This is a genomic window from Paraburkholderia sp. GAS82, assembly GCF_050436285.1.
Lineage (GTDB): Bacteria > Pseudomonadota > Gammaproteobacteria > Burkholderiales > Burkholderiaceae > Paraburkholderia > Paraburkholderia phenazinium_B.
Genome location: NZ_JBNDLX010000003.1, coordinates 480,233 through 496,912, shown reverse-complemented (window position 1 = coordinate 496,912; position 16,680 = coordinate 480,233). Strand labels below are relative to the sequence as shown.

Genomic DNA, 16,680 nt, shown 5'->3' with positions numbered 1-16,680 from the left:
CCGCACTCACCCTCAAACGGTCCGCCAGCCGTCGCGCAAACGCATACCGAGCCGGTCGGCAAGACGCACCAGCCAGTCGACCGCCCGCACATCGGCGCGCGCCGGAACGTCGAACGCCACCCGCGCCTGCGAATCCGCTTCTACGCTCAGCCACAGCCGTTCTCCGCGCCGCAGGCGCAACGTATGGCCCGGTTCGAGCCAATAGTCTTCGGTGTCGTCGCTGCGTGTTACCCATACCGCAGAACCGCTCACCGCCAGCCGCGTGCTGCGCACAACCTTCATCGGAACCGTCTCGCCAGACCTGATTTCAAATGTGATACTAGAGGAAATTTCTCGCATGACAACCTCGCAAAAAGCCGTTTCGTGACTACAATCGTAGGCGCAGCAAGGGTTTACGCAAAACGATCAAATTTCACCTCTATGTGAGAAAAATTGCGATGGACCTACGACAACTCCCAGCGCTGAACGCCATCAAGGCATTCGAGGCCGCGGCCCGCCACGAAAGCTTCTCGCGTGCCGCGGACGAACTGTTCGTGACCCACGGCGCGGTCAGCCATCAGATTCGCGCGCTCGAGGCCGAGCTGGGCGTGACGCTGTTCGCCCGCGACGGCAAGCGCGTGCGCCTGACGGAAGTCGGCCGCCGTTACGCGGGGCAGGTGCGCGCGGCGCTGACCGCGCTCGCCGACGCCACCCGCGAACTGCGCGCCGGCGACCGCGAGCGGCGTCTGGTGGTGTCGATGCTGACGTCGTTCGCGGCGCGCTGGGTGACGCCGCGCATCGGCAGTTTCATCGAAGCTCACCCCCAATGGGATCTCGAACTGCTCTCCACCAATTCGCTGACAGACTTCGCCCGCGACGACGTCGATGCGGCGATCCGCTTCGGTTTCGGCAAATACCCGGGCCTGCACGCCGAGTTGCTGCTCGAAGAAATCTTCTTTCCCGCCTGCGCGCCGAATTTCAACGGCGGCAATCTGCCGAAAGTACCGGCCGATCTGGCCAAGGTCCCGCTCCTGCGTTCCGATGACGAATTGTGGCGCCCCTGGTTCGACGCCGCGGGCCTGACCGAATGGCCGGAACCGAAACGCGGCGTGTTGTACCAGGACTCGTCAAACCTGCTGCAGGCGGCAATCGACGGACAAGGGGTTGCACTCACGCGCCGCTCGCTGGCGATGCACGAGGTCGCGTCAGGACGGCTGGTCAGGCTCTTCGATGTGGACGGTCCAAGCCCGTGGCAGTACTACTTCATCTGCACGCCGCAAAGTCTGCAGACGGAGCGGGTACGGGCATTCCGGGACTGGGTGTTCGACGAGGTGAGAAGCTTCAAACTGCTCTTCGAACGGGCCTGCTCGGCAGGGCCGCAAAGCGCGGCGGACGCATTGCACGTCACGCCATAAACGCAACTGGGGACGCGAGGCGCGCCCCGCTGCTTACAGCACGACCTTCACCATCGGATGGCCGGTGAGCGCGCGATAGATATCGTCGAGATGGGCACGACTGGTGGCGCGCACCGTCACCGTGAGGCCCGTGTAGTTACCACCGCTCGACGGCCGCATCTCGACACGCGACGGGTCGACCTCGGAATCGAACTGCTTGACCACCGTCACGATCGTCTCGGCGAATTCGGGATGCGACTTGCCCATCACCTTGATCGGGAAATCGCAGGGAAACTCAAACAGCGAATCATTGTCAGGTTGCATCTTTCACTCCTCGGCAACGGCCCGGCAGCATGCCTGTCGGAGCCGCCGTCACGCGAATGCGCGCAACTGCACGCACCCGCGCGCATCAGCGCTTACTTCTTTTTGTTGAACATCAGCATCAGCGAATCCCACACGCGGCCCACCACGCCGGCTTGCGGCACGGCCTGAAGCGCCACGATCGGGAACTGCGAGACCACCTTGCCATCCGCCACCAGCTTCACCGTGCCGACCTGCTGGCCCTCGGTGATCGGTGCGATCAGCGGATCGATATGCTCGACCTGCGGCTTGGCCTTGTCGGCGAGACCCTTCGGCACCGTGATGTACTGGTCGGCCTTCACGCCGATCTTCACCGTGTCTTCCGCACCCTTGTAGACGCGCGGCGTCTCGATCACCTGGCCGGCCTTGTACAGACGCACCGTGTCGTACGCGCTGTAACCGTAGTTCAGCATCTTCAGGCTGTCTTCGACACGGTCGTGCTCTTTCACTTCACCCATCATCACCGAAACCAGACGACGCGATGCGTCCGGCGCGCCCGGCAGCGGCCGCTTGGCGCTCGCGATCAGGCAATAACCGGCGGCCTCGGTGTGACCGGTCTTCAGACCGTCGACCGTCGGATCGATCCACAGCAGACGATTGCGGTTCGGCTGCTTGATCTTGTTGTAGGTGAATTCCTTGACCGAGAAAATGTTGTAGTAGTCGGGATAGTCGCGGATCAGGCGCGCCGACAGGATCGCCAGATCGCCCGCGCTCGTGTAGTGCTGCGCGTCGGGCATACCGTTCACGTCGGCGAAGTGGGTATGCGTCATGCCGAGGCGCTGCGCCTCGGTGTTCATCATGTTGACGAACTGGGATTCGCTGCCGCCCACCAGTTCTGCCAGCGCGATTGCGGCGTCGTTGCCGGACTGCACGATCATGCCGTAGACCAAGTCGTGCACGGAGACCGGCTTGTTCGCCTCGATGAACATGCGCGATTCGTCTGTCTTGACGCGGCGCACCGCTTCGCTCGGGTTAACGATCTGCTCCATCGTGATCTTCTTCGTCTGCAGCGCTTCGAAGACCAGATACGCGGTCATCAGCTTGGTCAGCGAAGCCGGCTCGACGCGCTCATCGGCGTTGCCGGACGCGAGCACCTGATTGCTGGTCGCATCGACGAGTACCCACGAGCGCGCATTCACCGCCGGCGGCGGGACCTGCGCGAGGGCCGCGGTGCTAGCCACCAGCGCGGCCGGCAGCAGCACGCCGAGCGTCACAGCACGGCTGATGGTATGGGGAACGAAGGACGAGAGTGACGAAAAGCCGGAGGTGGAAAAACGCATAGGATCGATTCGGGCAGAAATTTGCATCGCGCCCAAGGGCGCGCAGATTGGAAGAGCCGGTCGGCGAGCGCTGGCCGCGTAAACGCAACGCGGCGCCCGTTGGACTTCCGGCCACACGATCGGTTCGCGCAACGCGCCCCACAATCCGGCCTTGCAATCAACCAACGGCGCTGACGATGCGCCAATCAACCGGACGGGCCGCGCTGCGCCCAAAAAAGAGCGCTCATTATACGCGCGCCGGGGAGCCAACTTTGCGCATCGCGTGCGGATAAATTTTCATTTGACGCGTACCTGTACCCCGGAAAACGCGTGCCACCCCAGCCGTCAACGCCAGGCGTCGACGATGATGCGCTTCAGGACGTGCAGTTTGCGATGCAGAAAATGCTCGGCACCGGGGATCACCACCACCGGTAATTCCTGCGGCCGCGCCCAGTCGTACACCGACTGGATGGGCACCGTATCGTCGATTTCGCCGTGAATCACCAGCGTGTTTTCCGGCACGGGCGCCACTTCCCAGCGGCTCGCCGCCGTGCCGACGAACACGATGCGTTCGATCGCCTGGCCCTCTTCGAGGAGCCGCGCCGCCACATGCGAGAGCACGAAGGTGCCGAACGAAAAGCCCGCCAGCACGAGGGGCAGATCGGCTTGCCCAGGCTGTGCGCGCATGTAATCGAGCACTGCGCGCAAGTCGTCGCGCTCGCCGACACCCGCGTCGTGTTCACCCTGGGTCTGCCCCACTCCGCGGAAGTTCGAGCGATAGGTCACGTAATTCAGCTGCACAAGCGTGCGGGCAAGCGTCTGCGCGACCTTGTTGTCCATCGTGCCGCCGAACAGCGGGTGCGGATGCGCCACCAGCGCAATCCCGCGCGGCGCCGCGCCGTTGTCGCGCGTTTCATCGGGCAGATCGAGCGCAACCTCGATCTTGCCGACCGGACCATCGATCAGGAACTGTTTCGTATGAACGTTCATGACGCCGCTTATTGATCGATTTTCAGACGGTCGACGACCTTGCCATTCGCAAGATGCGATTCGACGATCTCGTCGATGTCGCTCTCGTCGACATAGGTGTACCACGTGCCTTCCGGATAGATCACAAGCGCCGGACCTTCCTCGCAGCGATCGAGGCAACCCGCCTTGTTGATGCGCACCTGGCCCGGACCCGCGAGGCCCAGTTGCTTCACGCGCTTTTTCGCATGCTCCTGCATGGCCTGCGAGTTGCAATTCGCGCAACTCGGGCGCTCAGCACCGGGATCGCGCTGGTTGAGACAGAAGAAGACGTGGTACTTGTAGAAAGAATCCATGGTGTCCGCGGAGAGACCGTATCAGGGGAAATTCGATGGCCGCCAGCGTGTGCAAGCACCGCGGCGCGCCTGTAGTGGAACGATTATAGCGAGCGGGGCCGGGGCCCGCTGTTCGCGCCTGCGCTGTCTGGTTCTGTTAAGCCCCACCGCAAGTTACACGCCCGGGCGAGCCGCTCACTGCCCGGCAACCAACGCCTGGGAACTCAACCATGCGGATATCTGCGCCACCAGATCGTCGCTTGCCGTCGCGAGCGCTCGCGCACCGCCGGCCGCATCGGCCGAACTGGCCGGCGCCTGCGCGGTGAAGCTACGCTGCGCGACGACCTTGCCGCTTTGCGTCAAGGTCACTCGCGCGGCGACGGCGCCATGACTTTGCGTCTGGCTGTCGAAAACCTGTTCGAACTCGATCAGCTCCACCCGCAGCACCGGCGCACGCACGCCATCGGAGCCCGTCAGCACCGTGCCGCGCTGCGACAGCACATCGCGCAGGCGCTGCGTGAGCAACGCGGACGGCTCCATGGTCCAGTGACTGTTCGCATAGGACGCGGTCTGCTGCGCGTCGGCGTAGCTCAAACGGTAGACCAGCTTGTCCGACGCCAGCGTCGCGGGTGCGGTCACATCGAGCACCTTGACGGCCGGCATCGGACCCGAGGTGGCCACTTGCGGGGGCGGCCCAAAGTCATAGCGGGCGTCGGCATGCACCGCCGGATTGCCCGCGCAGCCGCCCAACACTCCGAAGGCGAGCGCGACGGCTAGCGCAGCGCCAGCGGAGCGCACACGCTGAGTTGGCCGAAGCGTCGCGCTACGAGCTGGGCTAAAAGGCCCGCCGCAAAGCGAGCGATGAAGCAGACTGGAAAGCGAGCGTGCCATGACATTCTTCCTTTCAGATCACTTTGCCGTGCCGGCTGTGGGCCACGAAAATCCGGGCTCACCCGGGCCAGGCGCAGCGGCCGGCGCGCCGAACAGCACACTGCGCGGACTGGTGCTGAACATGTCGGCGGCGCGATCCACCGAACGCGCGGCGGAACGCACATCGTCAGCCAGCGAATTGACGCGCGGCAAGGTGTCGTAACCGACCCGCGCCGACAGTTCCTGCACCGACGCATTCATCGAGGTCAGCGCGTCGCCGGCCTGCTGGGCCGCCGTGCCAACCTTGTTCAGATTGGATTCGAACGGACCGTCAGGGCGATTCAGGCCCGTGATCAACTGATTGGTCGAGGCAAGCGTGCGATTCAGCTCGTCAATCGTCTGCGGCAGCTTGCCCGCGGCCGGCTGCATCTGCTTCGTCAACGTCGTTACGCCATCGGCGGCGTGCTGCAGGCTTGCCGCCGTGGCCAGCAACTGATCGCGCATTTGCGGCGACAGCGTATCGTTGACGTCGTCCGCGATACGTTCCAGCTTGCGCAGCAGAATATCGCCACGCTGCTGCAACTGGTCTAAGAGACCAGGCCGCATCGGCAGTTGCGCCACCTGCTTTTCCGACGACGCCAGCGGCTCCATATCGCGTCCCGTATCGTCGAGCTGGATGAACGCAAGCCCCGTCACGCCCTGAAAGCCGAGGCTGCCGAAGGTTGAATGCGTGATTGGTGCGTGCGTGTCAACCAGAATGCGGATCAGGATCTGCCCGGGATGGTCGCGGTCGAACTTGATCGACGCCACCTTGCCCACGTCGAGACCGCGATAGCGCACCGCAGCGTCCGTATACAGCCCGGTGACGTTGGTGCGCGCGATCAGGTCGTACGGCACGCGCACCGAACGGTCGACCTTGAACAGAAACACCGTCGCCGCGATCGCCACCAGCAGCACCACCGTGAAGAGTCCAGCCCAGAACGCATGTGATTTGTTTTCCATTTCAGATTCCCTCTTTCACAGCGGCAATTCGGACGATGCGGGTTCGAGCGCCGCGGGCGGCAGCTTCGCGCGGCGCTCCGGCGGCAACGCCTGCAGCGCGCGGCGGCCGCGCAGGCCGAGGAAGTACTCGCGGATAAACGGATGATCGACACCCGCGGCTTCCTCTACCGGCGCCGCGACCAGCACCTTGCGGTCGGCCAGCACGGCAACGCGGGTCGACAGCGCGACCATGGTGTCGAGATCGTGCGTCACCATCACGACGGTCAGGCCAAGCGCGCGATGCAGCGTGCTGATCAGTTCGACGAACTCATCCGACGCCTGCGGATCGAGTCCCGCGGTCGGCTCGTCGAGAAACAGCAGTTCCGGTTCGAGCGCGATCGCGCGAGCGATGCCCACCCGCTTGATCATCCCTCCCGACAGCGCCGACGGCATCTTCGACGCATGCTTGCACGGCAGGCCGACCATCTCGAGCTTCAGCATGACGATGTCGCGCAGCAGGTCTTCGGGGATCTTGCCGAGTTCGCGCAACGGCTGCGCGACGTTGTCGAACACGGACAGCGACGAGAACAGCGCGCCGCGCTGGAACAGCATGCCGGAACGGCTGCGCATCAGCAGCGCGGTGTCAGGCGAGATGGTCGCGAGGTCCTCGCCGAACAGCCTGATCGTGCCGGACGACGGCCTCTCGAGGCCGAGAATCTGCCGCACGAGCGTGGTCTTGCCGGAGCCCGAACCGCCGACGATCGACACGATCTCGCCGCGCCGCACCTCGAAGTTCAGGTGCTGGTGCACGATGTTTCGGCCGTAGCGCTTGGTCAGATCGCGCACCTCGATCACCGGTTCGGCGATCGAGGGCAGCGGCTGGCCGCGCACGGATTGGGCAAGCGGCGCGCTCATCCGAGCCCCACGTTCTGAAACAGGATCGCGAACACCGCGTCGGCAAGGATCACGATAGTGATCGAAGACACCACCGAGGTGGTCGTGCCCTCGCCAAGGCTTTGTGAATTCGCCTTGATACGGAAGCCGAAATGGCAACCGACGATGGCGATCAGCATGCCAAAGGCCACGCCTTTGCCCAGGCCGATCCACAGATTTGCGATCGGCACCACGCTCGGCAGCGCCCGGAAGAAATAACCCATGTCGATGCCCAGCACGACTTGTGCCGAGAGCGCCCCGCCGGCGAGCGCGACGATGTTGGTCCACATCACGAGCAGCGGCATCGCCACGCCGAGCGCAATCACGCGCGGCAGGATCAGCCGCAAGCCATGTGGGATGCCCATCACGCGCATCGCATCGAGTTCCTCGGTGACGCGCATCACACCGATCTGCGCGGTGATCGCAGAACCCGAGCGGCCGGCCACCAGAATCGCCGAGAGCACCGGCCCAAGTTCGCGGATCACCGACAGGCCGAGAATGTTGACGATGTACTGGTTCGCGCCGAACAGCCGTAGCTGCTGCGCGGACAGATAGCTCAACACGATACCGATCAGAAACGCGACCAGCGCAGTGATGGGCAGCGCCCTCGCGCCCGCGTTGTAGACGTTCGCCGAGATTTCGGTCCACGGCGTGATCTTCGGATTGCGCGCAATCGCCAGCAGGTCGAGCACGAAGCGCCCGAGCATGGCAATGCCGCCGTACAGGTGCTCGAAGAAGGAGAACAACCCCAGGCCGAGCCGGGTGAACGGATCGAACTTCACCACCGGTTCAGGCGAATCGCGCATCGAATCGAGCAAGGCGATGCGATTGAAAATGTCGCGCTGGGTGTCGTTCAGTTCGACCAGTTGGGGCGGCAACTTGTGGCCCCAGACGCGCCACAGCGCCTGGCCGCCGACGTGGTCCATGCGCTCGATGCGCGATAGATCCCAATGCATCCCCTCGACCCCGATCAGAGAGCGCAGACGGGGTACGACCTTGCCGGTGGCGCGGTCGCGCGCAAGCGCGAGCGCCGTCCACTGGCCGGAGAGCCGGACGATCTTGCCTTGGCTGCCTGCCGCGACTTCAAGGCCGGGCGGAGTGTCGTAGTTCAAGGATCGCGGGATTCTGGTTGTCGGATCAGGGGCCATTGTAGCGAACGCGGCGCGCAGCAGAGGTGCTACTGCGTTTCGAGTGGTTCTCGCGCGTCCCCTGTCGCTACAATATGCGGCATGAACGCCTCCAAGACCTCATCCCAACCCGGCCCATCGGGCGACTGGCGCATCGACCGCGAGCGCGCTGTCGCGCTGTTCGGTGCTCACGCGCAAGACTGGCCGATCGAAATCGTCGAGGAAACCGGCTCGACCAACGCCGACCTGATGGCCCGCGTCAAGGCGCTGCCGCGCCGCTCGAATGCACTGCCTCGGCCGATCGTACGGGTCGCCTATCTGCAGACAGCCGGCCGCGGCCGGCGCGGACGCACATGGTATGCGGAGCCGGGCAATGCGCTGCTGTTTTCCGTGGCCTGCGTGCTGCCGCGGCCGCTCGAAGAACTCGCGGGCCTGAGTCTGGCGGTGGGCGTCGCGCTGGTGGACGGACTGCGCTCGCTACCGGTCGCAGGACCTGGCCAGATCGCCCTCAAATGGCCCAACGATGTGTTGCTGGAAGGCGATAAGCTGGCTGGCATTCTGATCGAAACGGCCTGGAGTACCGACTACGCAAGCGCGGTGGTGATCGGCATCGGCACGAACGTCAAGGGCGCGGACGAACTGGCTGCAAAGGTCGGCGCACTGAATACGGATGTGCCGCCACAGGCGCGCGGCACGGTGCCGACGGCGCTATCGCGGGCGCTGCCCACCGCCAATCTGACGGATACGCTCGCGGCCGAACTGAACGCGCTCGAACCGGCGCTCAAGCGCTTCGCCGAGGACGGCTTCGAGCCGTTCCAGCCGCGCTGGAACGCCTGTCATGCCTATGCGGGCCGTGAAGTGGTACTGCTCGAGCAAGGGGTTGAAGTGACGCGCGGTGTGGCAGCGGGCGTCGACGAACTCGGGCAGTTGTTGCTCGACACGCCGTCGGGACGCCAGGCCATTGCGACCGGCGACGTCTCGTTGCGTCTCGCCGACGGGGCCGCATGAGCGGCGCGCCTTTTCTGCTGATCGACGCCGGCAATAGCCGCGTCAAGTGGGCGCTGGTGCAGGCCGATGGCTCGCAGAGTCATGCGGGTGCGTTTGCGCATGGTGGATCGGGCGCGGGTGCTTCAGTTAATTCTGCTGCTTCTGCCAGGCTCGGCGCGCTTTCGACAACGGCCTCGGCTACTTTGTTGCCCGCAGATCAAGCCTCCCGCACCGACGAGCCCGACTGGTCCAGCCTGCCCGCCCCTGCCAGCGCGTGGCTTTCCAACGTCGCCGGCGAGGCAGTCGCGCAACGCCTCACCGCCTTGCTGGACGCCCACTGGCCCAGCCTGCCGTGCACAACGATTCGCGCCCGCGAGCGGCAATGCGGCGTGACCAACAGCTACACAACGCCTTCCGCGCTGGGCAGCGACCGCTGGGCCGGGCTGATCGGCGCGCACGCGGCATTTCCAGGCGAGCCGCTGTTGATCGCGACATTCGGCACGGCCACCACCCTGGAAGCGTTGCGCGCCGACGGCGTATTCGTCGGCGGCCTGATCGCGCCTGGGTGGTCGCTGATGATGCGCTCGCTCGGCGAGCACACCGCCCAACTGCCCACGCTCGATGCTAACGCGGCCCGCGGTCTGCTAACGCCCGGCGCAAGCACACCCGCCGGTGACCAACCGCGCCGCGGCCCATTCTTCGCCACGGACACCCCACGCTCGCTCTCCGCCGGTTGCGCGCTGGCGCAGGCCGGGTTGATCGAGCGGATGTGGAGCGACCTGCAGGAGGCGTGGGGGATGCCCGTGCGCCTGGTAGTGGGTGGCGGCGCCCTCGACGAAGTGACAGCCGCCCTCAAAGTGCCGCATACTCGCCACGATTCGCTCGTGTTGTCCGGCCTCGCGCTGATTGCCGCCGAAAGCGCACCGGCCGCGCACCATTGAGATTCGCCATGAACGCAGGCCGCACCCTTTAGACGGAGACTCCAATAATGCTGCGCTGGCTGATCGCTATTCTGTTTCTTGCCAACCTGCTCGCGTTCGCGACGGTACGCGGCGCGTTCGGGCCGACGCCCCTTGCGGGCGCGCGTGAGTCGAATCACCTGAATCGCCAGCTTCATCCGGAGATGCTGAAGGTGCAGCCCGTTTCGGCGGCCGACGCAGCGGATCTCGCCGTGGTCGGCGGACCCGCTCCGACGCCGGCCATAGCGGCGTCAGAGCTGGGGCAGTAGCCTGCCCTCTCAGCCCTGCGCGCGGACCTTCTTGAGCAGCGCGGTCGTCGAGCGATCGTGCTCGAACGGAATGGCCAGCGCACGGCCACCCCAGCCGCGTACCAGCGCCGACTCAGGAAGCGTGTCCATATCGTAGTCGCCGCCCTTGACGAGAACATCGGGATGCAGCGCTTCGATCAATGACACCGGCGTCTGCTCTTCGAAGCACACCACCCAATCGACACTTTCCAGCGCCGCGAGCAAGGCCATCCGGTCGGCCTGGTTGTTGATGGGTCGGTCATCGCCTTTGCCTAGTCTGCGTACCGACGCGTCGCTGTTCACGCCAACAATCAGGCAGGCGCCCAGAGCCTTCGCATCGGCCAGATAGGTCACGTGTCCACGATGCAGGATGTCGAACACACCGTTCGTGAACACCACCGGTCCGATAAGCGAGGGGCGCAGTTGCGCCAGGGCATCGCGGGTCGTGAGCTTGCGTTCGAAAGTGGCGGCCATGGGAAATCAAAGAAAAGAGAAATCATGCAAACGGCCCGGCAGGCTTGCACCTGTCGGGCCGTCATTTCATGCGTTACGTTTCACTGGCGACTCGCGCCAAGGCGCAACGCGGGACCGTCAGGCCGGCTGCTCAGCCGACTTCTGATCGGCCTGCAAACGTGCCACCACTTCCTTGCGATAGCGGTTCAATTCCTGCGCCGTATTGAAAGTGCGCTCGAACAGGATGGACAGGTTGTGCAGGATGCGCTCCACCACCTTCTTTTCCCAGCCGTCGTCGAAACGGATCTGCTCGTCGAGCCAGCGTTCGAGCCACTCCGGATCGGGCAGGCGCGACTGGATCGTGTCGCGCGGGAACAGCGCCTGATTCACGTGCAGATTGGTCGGGTGCAACGGCTTTTCCGTACGACGCGCCGACGCCATCAGCACGCCGATCTTCGCAAACGCCGCGCGCGCAACGTCACCGAAATTCGACATGGCCTTCTTCATGTAACGCAGATAGGCACCGCCATGACGCGCTTCGTCGCGCGAAATGGTTTCGTAGATCGCCTTGATCACCGGTTCCGTGTGCCATTCGGCCGCGCGGCGATACCAGTGGTTCAGGCGGATCTCGCCGCAGAAGTGCAGCATCAGCGTTTCCAGCGGAGGCGCCGGATCGAACTCGAAGCGCACCGCGTGCAGCTCCTCTTCGGTCGGGCACATTTCCGGCTTGAAGCGGCGCAGATACTCCATCAGCACCAGCGAGTGTTTCTGTTCTTCGAAGAACCACACGCTCATGAAGGCGGAGAAATCGCTGTCATGATGGTTGTCGCGCAGGAACATTTCCGTTGCGGGCAACGCAGACCATTCGGTGATCGCGTTCATCTTGATCGTCGCGGCCTGCTCGTCGGTCAAGAGCGATGCATCGAACGTGTCCCAGGGAATGTCTTTCTCCATGTCCCATCGAACGGATTCGAGCGATTTATAAAGTTCCGGATAAAGCATGGTGTTCATAGTCCCACCCCTGTTCTGCGCATTGCGACGTCTGTTTGTGTCTTTTGCAACTCTTGCTAACGGCGAACGAAACACACGCGTTCACGAGCCAAGCATTCAATTTTACGCGGGAATCGGCCACTCGGACGCACCGTGCGGGAAAGAAGTCCTGCGGCATTCGTGCTGCGCGGACACCGAAGTCTCGCGCCGCATGGCCAACCGTGCGTGAACCTGCCCAACGCAACCGGCCCAGCCTTGCCAGATGGAAGCCGTTATCCAGCCCCGCGCCGGTCGAACCTGTGACAACCGGTGACTACGGGGCGGCGGATTCGTTGTTTTCAGAGCACGCCCAAGGGCCAAACAAGCTTACATCATGATAGCACGCTGCCCTGACACCTTTTCCTTACATAGGGTCACAAGGGTTCGCCACCTTGATCGTTCGCAACAAAGTAGCTGAGATTCATGTTCCGCTTGTGACGAAACCTGTTTAGGTGTGCTTGAGCCTGCATGATTCCGTCCCGTCAGCTTGCCTCGCATCCCGCCGGTCAGGAGGTGCCGTCCCCTGCCGGAGCGGCGATCCAAGCCGCGATCTCGGCGCGCTTCGCGAGCGCGTCGCGGCGCCCAAGTTCGATCAGTTCACGCGTGAATTCACTTTCGAACAGCAGGTAACTGGCAAACGACGCCCCCGACGCCCGGTTGCCGCCCACGGCACCCAGCAGCCCACGGACCGTAAGCGGCAGACGCTGCAGGTGGCGCGCCGCAATCAGCTCGATACGCTCGCTCGGCGCAATCGCCAGCACGTCGATATGACGCCAGCCGCTTTCCGGCTCGACCACGTGGGGAAGATGCAACACCATCCGGTTGACGTGCTCGATTCGCTCGATGTCCGCGCCGAGCGCATCGAGAAACACGCTCGCCATCACCTGCTGACCGATCTGCGCAAGCGAGGGGTAGGCGTCGTCGCGCCCGTCCGCCGGCACTTCCGGCCGCGGCGTCGCCGCGCCGATCACGAGGATGCGGTGCGCGCCGAAGTGAATCGCAGGACTAAGCGGTGCGATCTGGCGTATCGAGCCGTCGCCGAAGTATTCGTGATGTCCGTCCAGCTCCAGCGGCACAGCGGGAAACACGTAAGGAATCGCTGACGACGCAAGCAGATGGGCAGGCGTGAGCTCAACCATCCGCGCAGTGCGTTGCGCGCGCCGCCAGGCCTGGATCGGCTCGCTCGCCTGGTAAAAAGTCAGATGTTGTCCTGACGAATAGCTGAGCGCAGTGATGGACAGCGCATGCAGCGCGCGCGTATCGAGCATCTGCTCGATACGGCGGAAACTGAGCGCATCGCGCAGCAGCCGGGCCAGCGGCGAGTTATCAAGCAACGCACGCGGCGAACGGCGCGCGGCCCAACCGAAGCTCATCGCAGCAAGCCAGCGGGCACCCGCGGCGACGACGCCGGGCCAGTCGGTGCGGTACACGTGATGCGCATGCATATCCGACCAGACGCGCACAAGCCGGTCCGCGCCACGCGAGAAGTCGTCGGCATGGCTCGCAATCGAGGTGGCGTTGATCGCGCCAGCCGATGTGCCGCAGATCACGCTGAACGGCGACGCGCGAGACGCAGGAGCGACTTCGCGCGCGATCTCGGCAAGTGCCTGCAGCGCGCCCGCCTGGTAAGCGGCGCGTGCACCGCCGCCCATCAGAACTAATGCGAGCCGCATGCCCGGAACTCGCTATTGGTCACGCCGGGACGCTTCACTCGGGTTGCGACGGCGTCTTTCTGGCGGTGCGCGGCCGGCTTGCCGAGCCGCCACTCGCAGGCGCGCGCTTCGCGGCCGGTTCCTTTGCGGTGGACTTGTCGGCAGCAGATCCGTCGGTGGGTTCCTTTGTGGCTTCCGTCTTCGCTTGACCCGCGGCCACTGGCGAATCGGCAGCAGCGTCGCCGCCCGCCGCCGGTTGTGCCATCGCGAACTGCGCGATCTGGTTGAACTGCGATTGCAGCAGGTTCCACCAGCTGGACGCATCGAAGCCCGGCGCGTTCGCGTTATCACCTGCTTCCGGTTCCGCGGCGCCTGCTGCGCCAGCAGCTTCGGGACGCGGCGCAGCCGCAGGCTCGGGGCGCGGCCTTGCCGCTGGAGACGGAGCCGCCGCAGCCGCAGGCTGCGCCATCGACTGCTGCGCAAAGGCTCCAAACGCCCGCAGCGTCGCAAGCGTGGCGCGCTGCACTTCGAGCGCCTGAATCGCCGATTGCAGCATGTTCAGATTCAGCTTGAGCCATTGTTCGACCGCTCGCATATCGGTGATGCGCTTGTCGAGTTCTTCGACGTTGGTAAGCGGCGCCATCATGTCGGACATCATCGACAGCGATGGTCCGAGGCCATGGGCCGCGCCTGTCTGGACACCCGGGAACGCGGAGCCGAAAGGCGTGAGCCGCATCATGTCCCACATGCGGTCCATCATCTCGCCAGGCGGGAAACCCGGGAAACCGGGGAAGGGCGGCGTGGAGCCAGGTGTATCGGTCATGTTTTTCTCCTCGCAGCAGACAGGGGATAGAAATGGCGCAGGTCCACCACGCGCGTTTCGTCCGATCATACCGCGCGCAACGGGGTTGTCGCGCGCCTAAGTCAGGTGGATCAGGCCGAATGCCCGCCGGATGAACCGCGTCCCGTGGAGCCGCCCGGCGCCCCGCCGCCGCCGTGGAAATCCGGCGCACGGCGCTCACGCAGCGAGCTCACGCCTTCGCGCACATCCGGTCCGGCAAAGCCCATGAACTCGAGTGCGAGCGAGGTATCGAAAGCGGGCCCCGCCGAGCGCAGCCAGTTGTTCAACGCATATTTGGTCCAGCGAATCGCCGTCTGCGAGCCATGTGCAAGTTTCCCGGCCACTTCGAATGCTTTGGGCAGCAGATCATGTTCGTCGACGGCTAGCGACACCAGTCCGATCCGCTCGGCCTCCTCACCGCTGACCGGTTCGCACAGCAGCAGGTAGTACTTGGCCTTCGCCATGCCGCACAGCAGAGGCCAGACGATCGCCGCGTGATCGCCCGCCGCGACGCCTAGCCGCGTGTGGCCGTCGATGATGCGTGCACTCTTCGTCGCAATCGAGATATCGGCGAGCAAACCCGCTACCAGCCCTGCCCCTACCGCAGGCCCGTGCATGGCCGAGACGATCGGCTTGCTGCAGTTGATCACGTTGTAGACGAGATCGCGCGCCTCACGCCAGACGCGCGTGCGAACTTCGAAATCGGTCGCCATCTGCTCGACGAGATGCAGGTCGCCCCCCGCCGAAAAGCCCTTGCCTTCGCCGCGAATCACCGCGACGCGCGTGTCCGGGTCGCGGTCGATATCGCGCCAGATCTCGGCGAGCTCGAAATGCATCCGCGCGTCGGCAGTCGCCAGTGCGCTCTTGTTGGCGCCCTCGCCGCTCATGATGACTTCGAGGATGCCATGCGGATGCCGCCGCAACCGCAGCGAGCGGTAGTGCGCATAGAAGGCGGGATCGTTGATCGGTGAGTCGTGAGACATGGTGGTCGCTTGGTCCGGTAGATCGGAAGCGCGGCAGATTGATATGTCGGTGTCGGCTGCGCCGCCGCCGTGGGCTGGCCTGCGGGCCACCGCGCGTCAGTCAGTGTAGCGGCGCCCGACCGCGCCGGTATCGGGCGAAACCCTCCTGGCGATGGTGAACGAATGCGCTGCGGGCCTGGTTCGAGCTGCGGATTGCACAGGCCTTTGCCGACGGCGGGTCAGCGCGCGCCGTCGACCGGTGCGATGCCCTGTTCGATCGAACCGAAGATCGACTTGCCTGCTTCGTCGAACATCTCGATCTTCACCGTGTCGCCGTATTTCATGAATTCGGTCTGCGGTGCGCCATGCTCGATGGTCTCGAGACAACGCTTCTCGGCGATGCAGCAGTAGCCGCGCTTCGCATCCTTGTTCGAGACGGTCCCTGAGCCCACGATCGACCCCGCGCGCAGGTTGCGCGTCTTCGCGGCGTGTGCGATCAGCTGGCCAAAGTGGAACACCATGTCCGTGCCGGCGTCCGGCTGGCCGACTTTCTTGCCGTTCCAATGGACGATCATCGGACGATGCACGCGGCCTTCGCGCCAGTGCTCACCCAGTTCGTCGGGCGTAACGGCAACCGGCGCAAAGGAGGTGGCCGGCTTGCCCTGGAAGAAACCGAAGCCCTTAGCCAGCTCCGCCGGGATCAGGTTGCGCAGCGAGACGTCGTTCACGAGCGTGATCAACCGCACGCCCTTGAGCGCCTGCTCGGGGCTCGCGCCCATCGGCACGTCGGTGGTGATCACCGCGACTTCCGCTTCGAAGTCGATGCCGAAGTCCTCCGAGGCGCAAACCACGTCGTCCTTCGGGCCAATGAAGTCGTCGCTGCCGCCCTGGTACATCAACGGATCGGTCCAGAATTCGGGCGGCATTTCCGCGCCGCGCGCGCGACGCACCAGTTCGACGTGGTTCACGTACGACGAACCATCGGCCCACTGGAACGCGCGCGGCAGGGGCGCCATGCATTCCTTGGCCTCGAACGGAAAACTGTTGCGCGCGCGGCCCTGATTGAGCGTGTCGTACAGATCCTGCAGTTGCGGCGCGTAGAAGGTCCAGTCGTCGAGGACGCGTTGCAGCGTCGGCGCGATCGCATCGGCGATGGCCGCAGTTTGCAGGTCGCGCGACACGACGATCAGCTGGCCGTCGCGCGTGCCGTCCTTCAGCGTGGCAAGTTTCATAGGAGGAATGAGCCGTGTTAGTGACGATAGAGGGAATCTATTCTACGATGGTGAATCGCCCTGCCCCAAACAGG

Annotated in this window: 19 protein-coding genes; 4 read left to right on the top strand and 15 right to left on the bottom strand. The window is 64.5% G+C overall.

What is annotated here, in order from left to right:
- Positions 1–12 precede the first annotated feature (12 nt).
- Positions 13–339: a DUF2917 domain-containing protein gene (locus tag P3T17_RS12550; protein WP_429406980.1), complete on the bottom strand. Its 327-nt coding sequence runs from the start codon at positions 337–339 to the stop codon at positions 13–15.
- A gap of 98 nt (positions 340–437) precedes the next feature.
- Between P3T17_RS12550 and P3T17_RS12545 the strand changes: the two genes are divergently transcribed.
- A complete protein-coding gene (locus P3T17_RS12545; protein ID WP_074263220.1) occupies positions 438–1,394 on the top strand; it encodes a transcriptional regulator GcvA in 957 nt (318 codons plus the stop codon).
- A gap of 33 nt (positions 1,395–1,427) precedes the next feature.
- Here the strand turns inward: P3T17_RS12545 and P3T17_RS12540 are convergent, their stop codons facing one another.
- The 8 genes from P3T17_RS12540 to P3T17_RS12505 all read right to left on the bottom strand — a co-directional run bounded on the left by P3T17_RS12540 (position 1,428) and on the right by P3T17_RS12505 (position 8,189).
- A complete protein-coding gene (locus P3T17_RS12540; RefSeq protein ID WP_074263219.1) occupies positions 1,428–1,697 on the bottom strand; it encodes a DUF493 family protein in 270 nt (89 codons plus the stop codon).
- Positions 1,698–1,789: 92 nt separating this feature from the next.
- A complete protein-coding gene (locus P3T17_RS12535) occupies positions 1,790–3,013 on the bottom strand; it encodes a D-alanyl-D-alanine carboxypeptidase family protein (protein WP_074263218.1) in 1,224 nt (407 codons plus the stop codon).
- 324 nt (positions 3,014–3,337) lie between these two features.
- Positions 3,338–3,982, bottom strand: coding sequence for an alpha/beta hydrolase (locus P3T17_RS12530; protein ID WP_429406978.1), 645 nt, complete (start codon positions 3,980–3,982; stop codon positions 3,338–3,340).
- Between the two features lie 8 nt (positions 3,983–3,990).
- Positions 3,991–4,314: a (2Fe-2S) ferredoxin domain-containing protein gene (locus P3T17_RS12525; RefSeq protein ID WP_074263216.1), complete on the bottom strand. Its 324-nt coding sequence runs from the start codon at positions 4,312–4,314 to the stop codon at positions 3,991–3,993.
- 174 nt (positions 4,315–4,488) lie between these two features.
- A complete protein-coding gene (locus tag P3T17_RS12520) occupies positions 4,489–5,184 on the bottom strand; it encodes an ABC-type transport auxiliary lipoprotein family protein (RefSeq protein ID WP_429406976.1) in 696 nt (231 codons plus the stop codon).
- Between the two features lie 18 nt (positions 5,185–5,202).
- Entirely contained in the window at positions 5,203–6,165 is a 963-nt protein-coding gene (locus P3T17_RS12515; protein ID WP_074263215.1) for an MlaD family protein, read from the bottom strand.
- A gap of 15 nt (positions 6,166–6,180) precedes the next feature.
- Positions 6,181–7,059, bottom strand: a complete 879-nt coding sequence (locus P3T17_RS12510; RefSeq protein ID WP_429406974.1) for an ABC transporter ATP-binding protein — start codon at positions 7,057–7,059, stop codon at positions 6,181–6,183.
- Positions 7,056–8,189 (bottom strand): MlaE family ABC transporter permease, encoded by a 1,134-nt coding sequence (locus P3T17_RS12505; protein ID WP_074263213.1) that lies wholly within the window; start codon positions 8,187–8,189, stop codon positions 7,056–7,058. The genes P3T17_RS12510 and P3T17_RS12505 overlap by 4 nt, the downstream gene beginning before the upstream one ends.
- 117 nt (positions 8,190–8,306) lie before the next feature.
- Here P3T17_RS12505 and P3T17_RS12500 point away from each other — a divergent pair, with 117 nt between their 5' ends.
- Genes P3T17_RS12500 through P3T17_RS12490 form a run of 3 tightly spaced genes read left to right on the top strand, consistent with a single transcriptional unit; the run spans position 8,307 to position 10,419 of the window.
- The gene (locus tag P3T17_RS12500; RefSeq protein WP_429406972.1) at positions 8,307–9,212 is read left to right on the top strand and encodes a biotin--[acetyl-CoA-carboxylase] ligase; all 906 of its coding nucleotides are present in this window, start codon (positions 8,307–8,309) and stop codon (positions 9,210–9,212) included.
- Positions 9,209–10,132 (top strand): type III pantothenate kinase, encoded by a 924-nt coding sequence (locus P3T17_RS12495; protein ID WP_429406970.1) that lies wholly within the window; start codon positions 9,209–9,211, stop codon positions 10,130–10,132. Before P3T17_RS12500 ends, P3T17_RS12495 begins: the two co-directional genes overlap by 4 nt.
- A gap of 47 nt (positions 10,133–10,179) precedes the next feature.
- The gene (locus P3T17_RS12490; protein ID WP_074263210.1) at positions 10,180–10,419 is read left to right on the top strand and encodes a hypothetical protein; all 240 of its coding nucleotides are present in this window, start codon (positions 10,180–10,182) and stop codon (positions 10,417–10,419) included.
- 9 nt (positions 10,420–10,428) lie between these two features.
- Here the strand turns inward: P3T17_RS12490 and rfaE2 are convergent, their stop codons facing one another.
- The 6 genes from rfaE2 to P3T17_RS12460 form a co-directional block, all read right to left on the bottom strand.
- Positions 10,429–10,911, bottom strand: a complete 483-nt coding sequence (gene rfaE2, locus P3T17_RS12485) for a D-glycero-beta-D-manno-heptose 1-phosphate adenylyltransferase (RefSeq protein ID WP_429406968.1) — start codon at positions 10,909–10,911, stop codon at positions 10,429–10,431.
- A 117-nt stretch (positions 10,912–11,028) separates the two neighbouring features.
- Positions 11,029–11,901: a ferritin gene (locus tag P3T17_RS12480; protein WP_074263208.1), complete on the bottom strand. Its 873-nt coding sequence runs from the start codon at positions 11,899–11,901 to the stop codon at positions 11,029–11,031.
- 524 nt (positions 11,902–12,425) lie between these two features.
- Entirely contained in the window at positions 12,426–13,592 is a 1,167-nt protein-coding gene (locus P3T17_RS12475) for a patatin-like phospholipase family protein (RefSeq protein ID WP_429406966.1), read from the bottom strand.
- A 34-nt stretch (positions 13,593–13,626) separates the two neighbouring features.
- Positions 13,627–14,394 (bottom strand): PhaM family polyhydroxyalkanoate granule multifunctional regulatory protein, encoded by a 768-nt coding sequence (locus tag P3T17_RS12470; RefSeq protein ID WP_429406964.1) that lies wholly within the window; start codon positions 14,392–14,394, stop codon positions 13,627–13,629.
- A 110-nt stretch (positions 14,395–14,504) separates the two neighbouring features.
- A complete protein-coding gene (locus P3T17_RS12465; RefSeq protein WP_429406963.1) occupies positions 14,505–15,395 on the bottom strand; it encodes an enoyl-CoA hydratase/isomerase family protein in 891 nt (296 codons plus the stop codon).
- Between the two features lie 218 nt (positions 15,396–15,613).
- Complete coding sequence (locus P3T17_RS12460) at positions 15,614–16,606, bottom strand: fumarylacetoacetate hydrolase family protein (protein ID WP_429406961.1); 993 nt, start codon at positions 16,604–16,606, stop codon at positions 15,614–15,616.
- Positions 16,607–16,680: the final 74 nt, after the last annotated feature.

Excerpts from the sequence above, each read along its gene's own strand:
- P3T17_RS12550 (WP_429406980.1), bottom strand. The coding sequence starts at position 339 with ATGCGAGAAATTTCCTCTAGTATCACATTTGAAATCAGGTCTGGCGAG.
- P3T17_RS12545 (WP_074263220.1), top strand. The coding sequence starts at position 438 with ATGGACCTACGACAACTCCCAGCGCTGAACGCCATCAAGGCATTCGAG.
- P3T17_RS12540 (WP_074263219.1), bottom strand. The coding sequence starts at position 1,697 with ATGCAACCTGACAATGATTCGCTGTTTGAGTTTCCCTGCGATTTCCCG.
- P3T17_RS12535 (WP_074263218.1), bottom strand. The coding sequence starts at position 3,013 with ATGCGTTTTTCCACCTCCGGCTTTTCGTCACTCTCGTCCTTCGTTCCC.
- P3T17_RS12530 (WP_429406978.1), bottom strand. The coding sequence starts at position 3,982 with ATGAACGTTCATACGAAACAGTTCCTGATCGATGGTCCGGTCGGCAAG.
- P3T17_RS12525 (WP_074263216.1), bottom strand. The coding sequence starts at position 4,314 with ATGGATTCTTTCTACAAGTACCACGTCTTCTTCTGTCTCAACCAGCGC.
- P3T17_RS12520 (WP_429406976.1), bottom strand. The coding sequence starts at position 5,184 with ATGGCACGCTCGCTTTCCAGTCTGCTTCATCGCTCGCTTTGCGGCGGG.
- P3T17_RS12515 (WP_074263215.1), bottom strand. The coding sequence starts at position 6,165 with ATGGAAAACAAATCACATGCGTTCTGGGCTGGACTCTTCACGGTGGTG.
- P3T17_RS12510 (WP_429406974.1), bottom strand. The coding sequence starts at position 7,059 with ATGAGCGCGCCGCTTGCCCAATCCGTGCGCGGCCAGCCGCTGCCCTCG.
- P3T17_RS12500 (WP_429406972.1), top strand. The coding sequence starts at position 8,307 with ATGAACGCCTCCAAGACCTCATCCCAACCCGGCCCATCGGGCGACTGG.
- P3T17_RS12495 (WP_429406970.1), top strand. The coding sequence starts at position 9,209 with ATGAGCGGCGCGCCTTTTCTGCTGATCGACGCCGGCAATAGCCGCGTC.
- P3T17_RS12490 (WP_074263210.1), top strand. The coding sequence starts at position 10,180 with ATGCTGCGCTGGCTGATCGCTATTCTGTTTCTTGCCAACCTGCTCGCG.
- rfaE2 (WP_429406968.1), bottom strand. The coding sequence starts at position 10,911 with ATGGCCGCCACTTTCGAACGCAAGCTCACGACCCGCGATGCCCTGGCG.
- P3T17_RS12480 (WP_074263208.1), bottom strand. The coding sequence starts at position 11,901 with ATGAACACCATGCTTTATCCGGAACTTTATAAATCGCTCGAATCCGTT.
- P3T17_RS12475 (WP_429406966.1), bottom strand. The coding sequence starts at position 13,592 with ATGCGGCTCGCATTAGTTCTGATGGGCGGCGGTGCACGCGCCGCTTAC.
- P3T17_RS12470 (WP_429406964.1), bottom strand. The coding sequence starts at position 14,394 with ATGACCGATACACCTGGCTCCACGCCGCCCTTCCCCGGTTTCCCGGGT.
- P3T17_RS12465 (WP_429406963.1), bottom strand. The coding sequence starts at position 15,395 with ATGTCTCACGACTCACCGATCAACGATCCCGCCTTCTATGCGCACTAC.
- P3T17_RS12460 (WP_429406961.1), bottom strand. The coding sequence starts at position 16,606 with ATGAAACTTGCCACGCTGAAGGACGGCACGCGCGACGGCCAGCTGATC.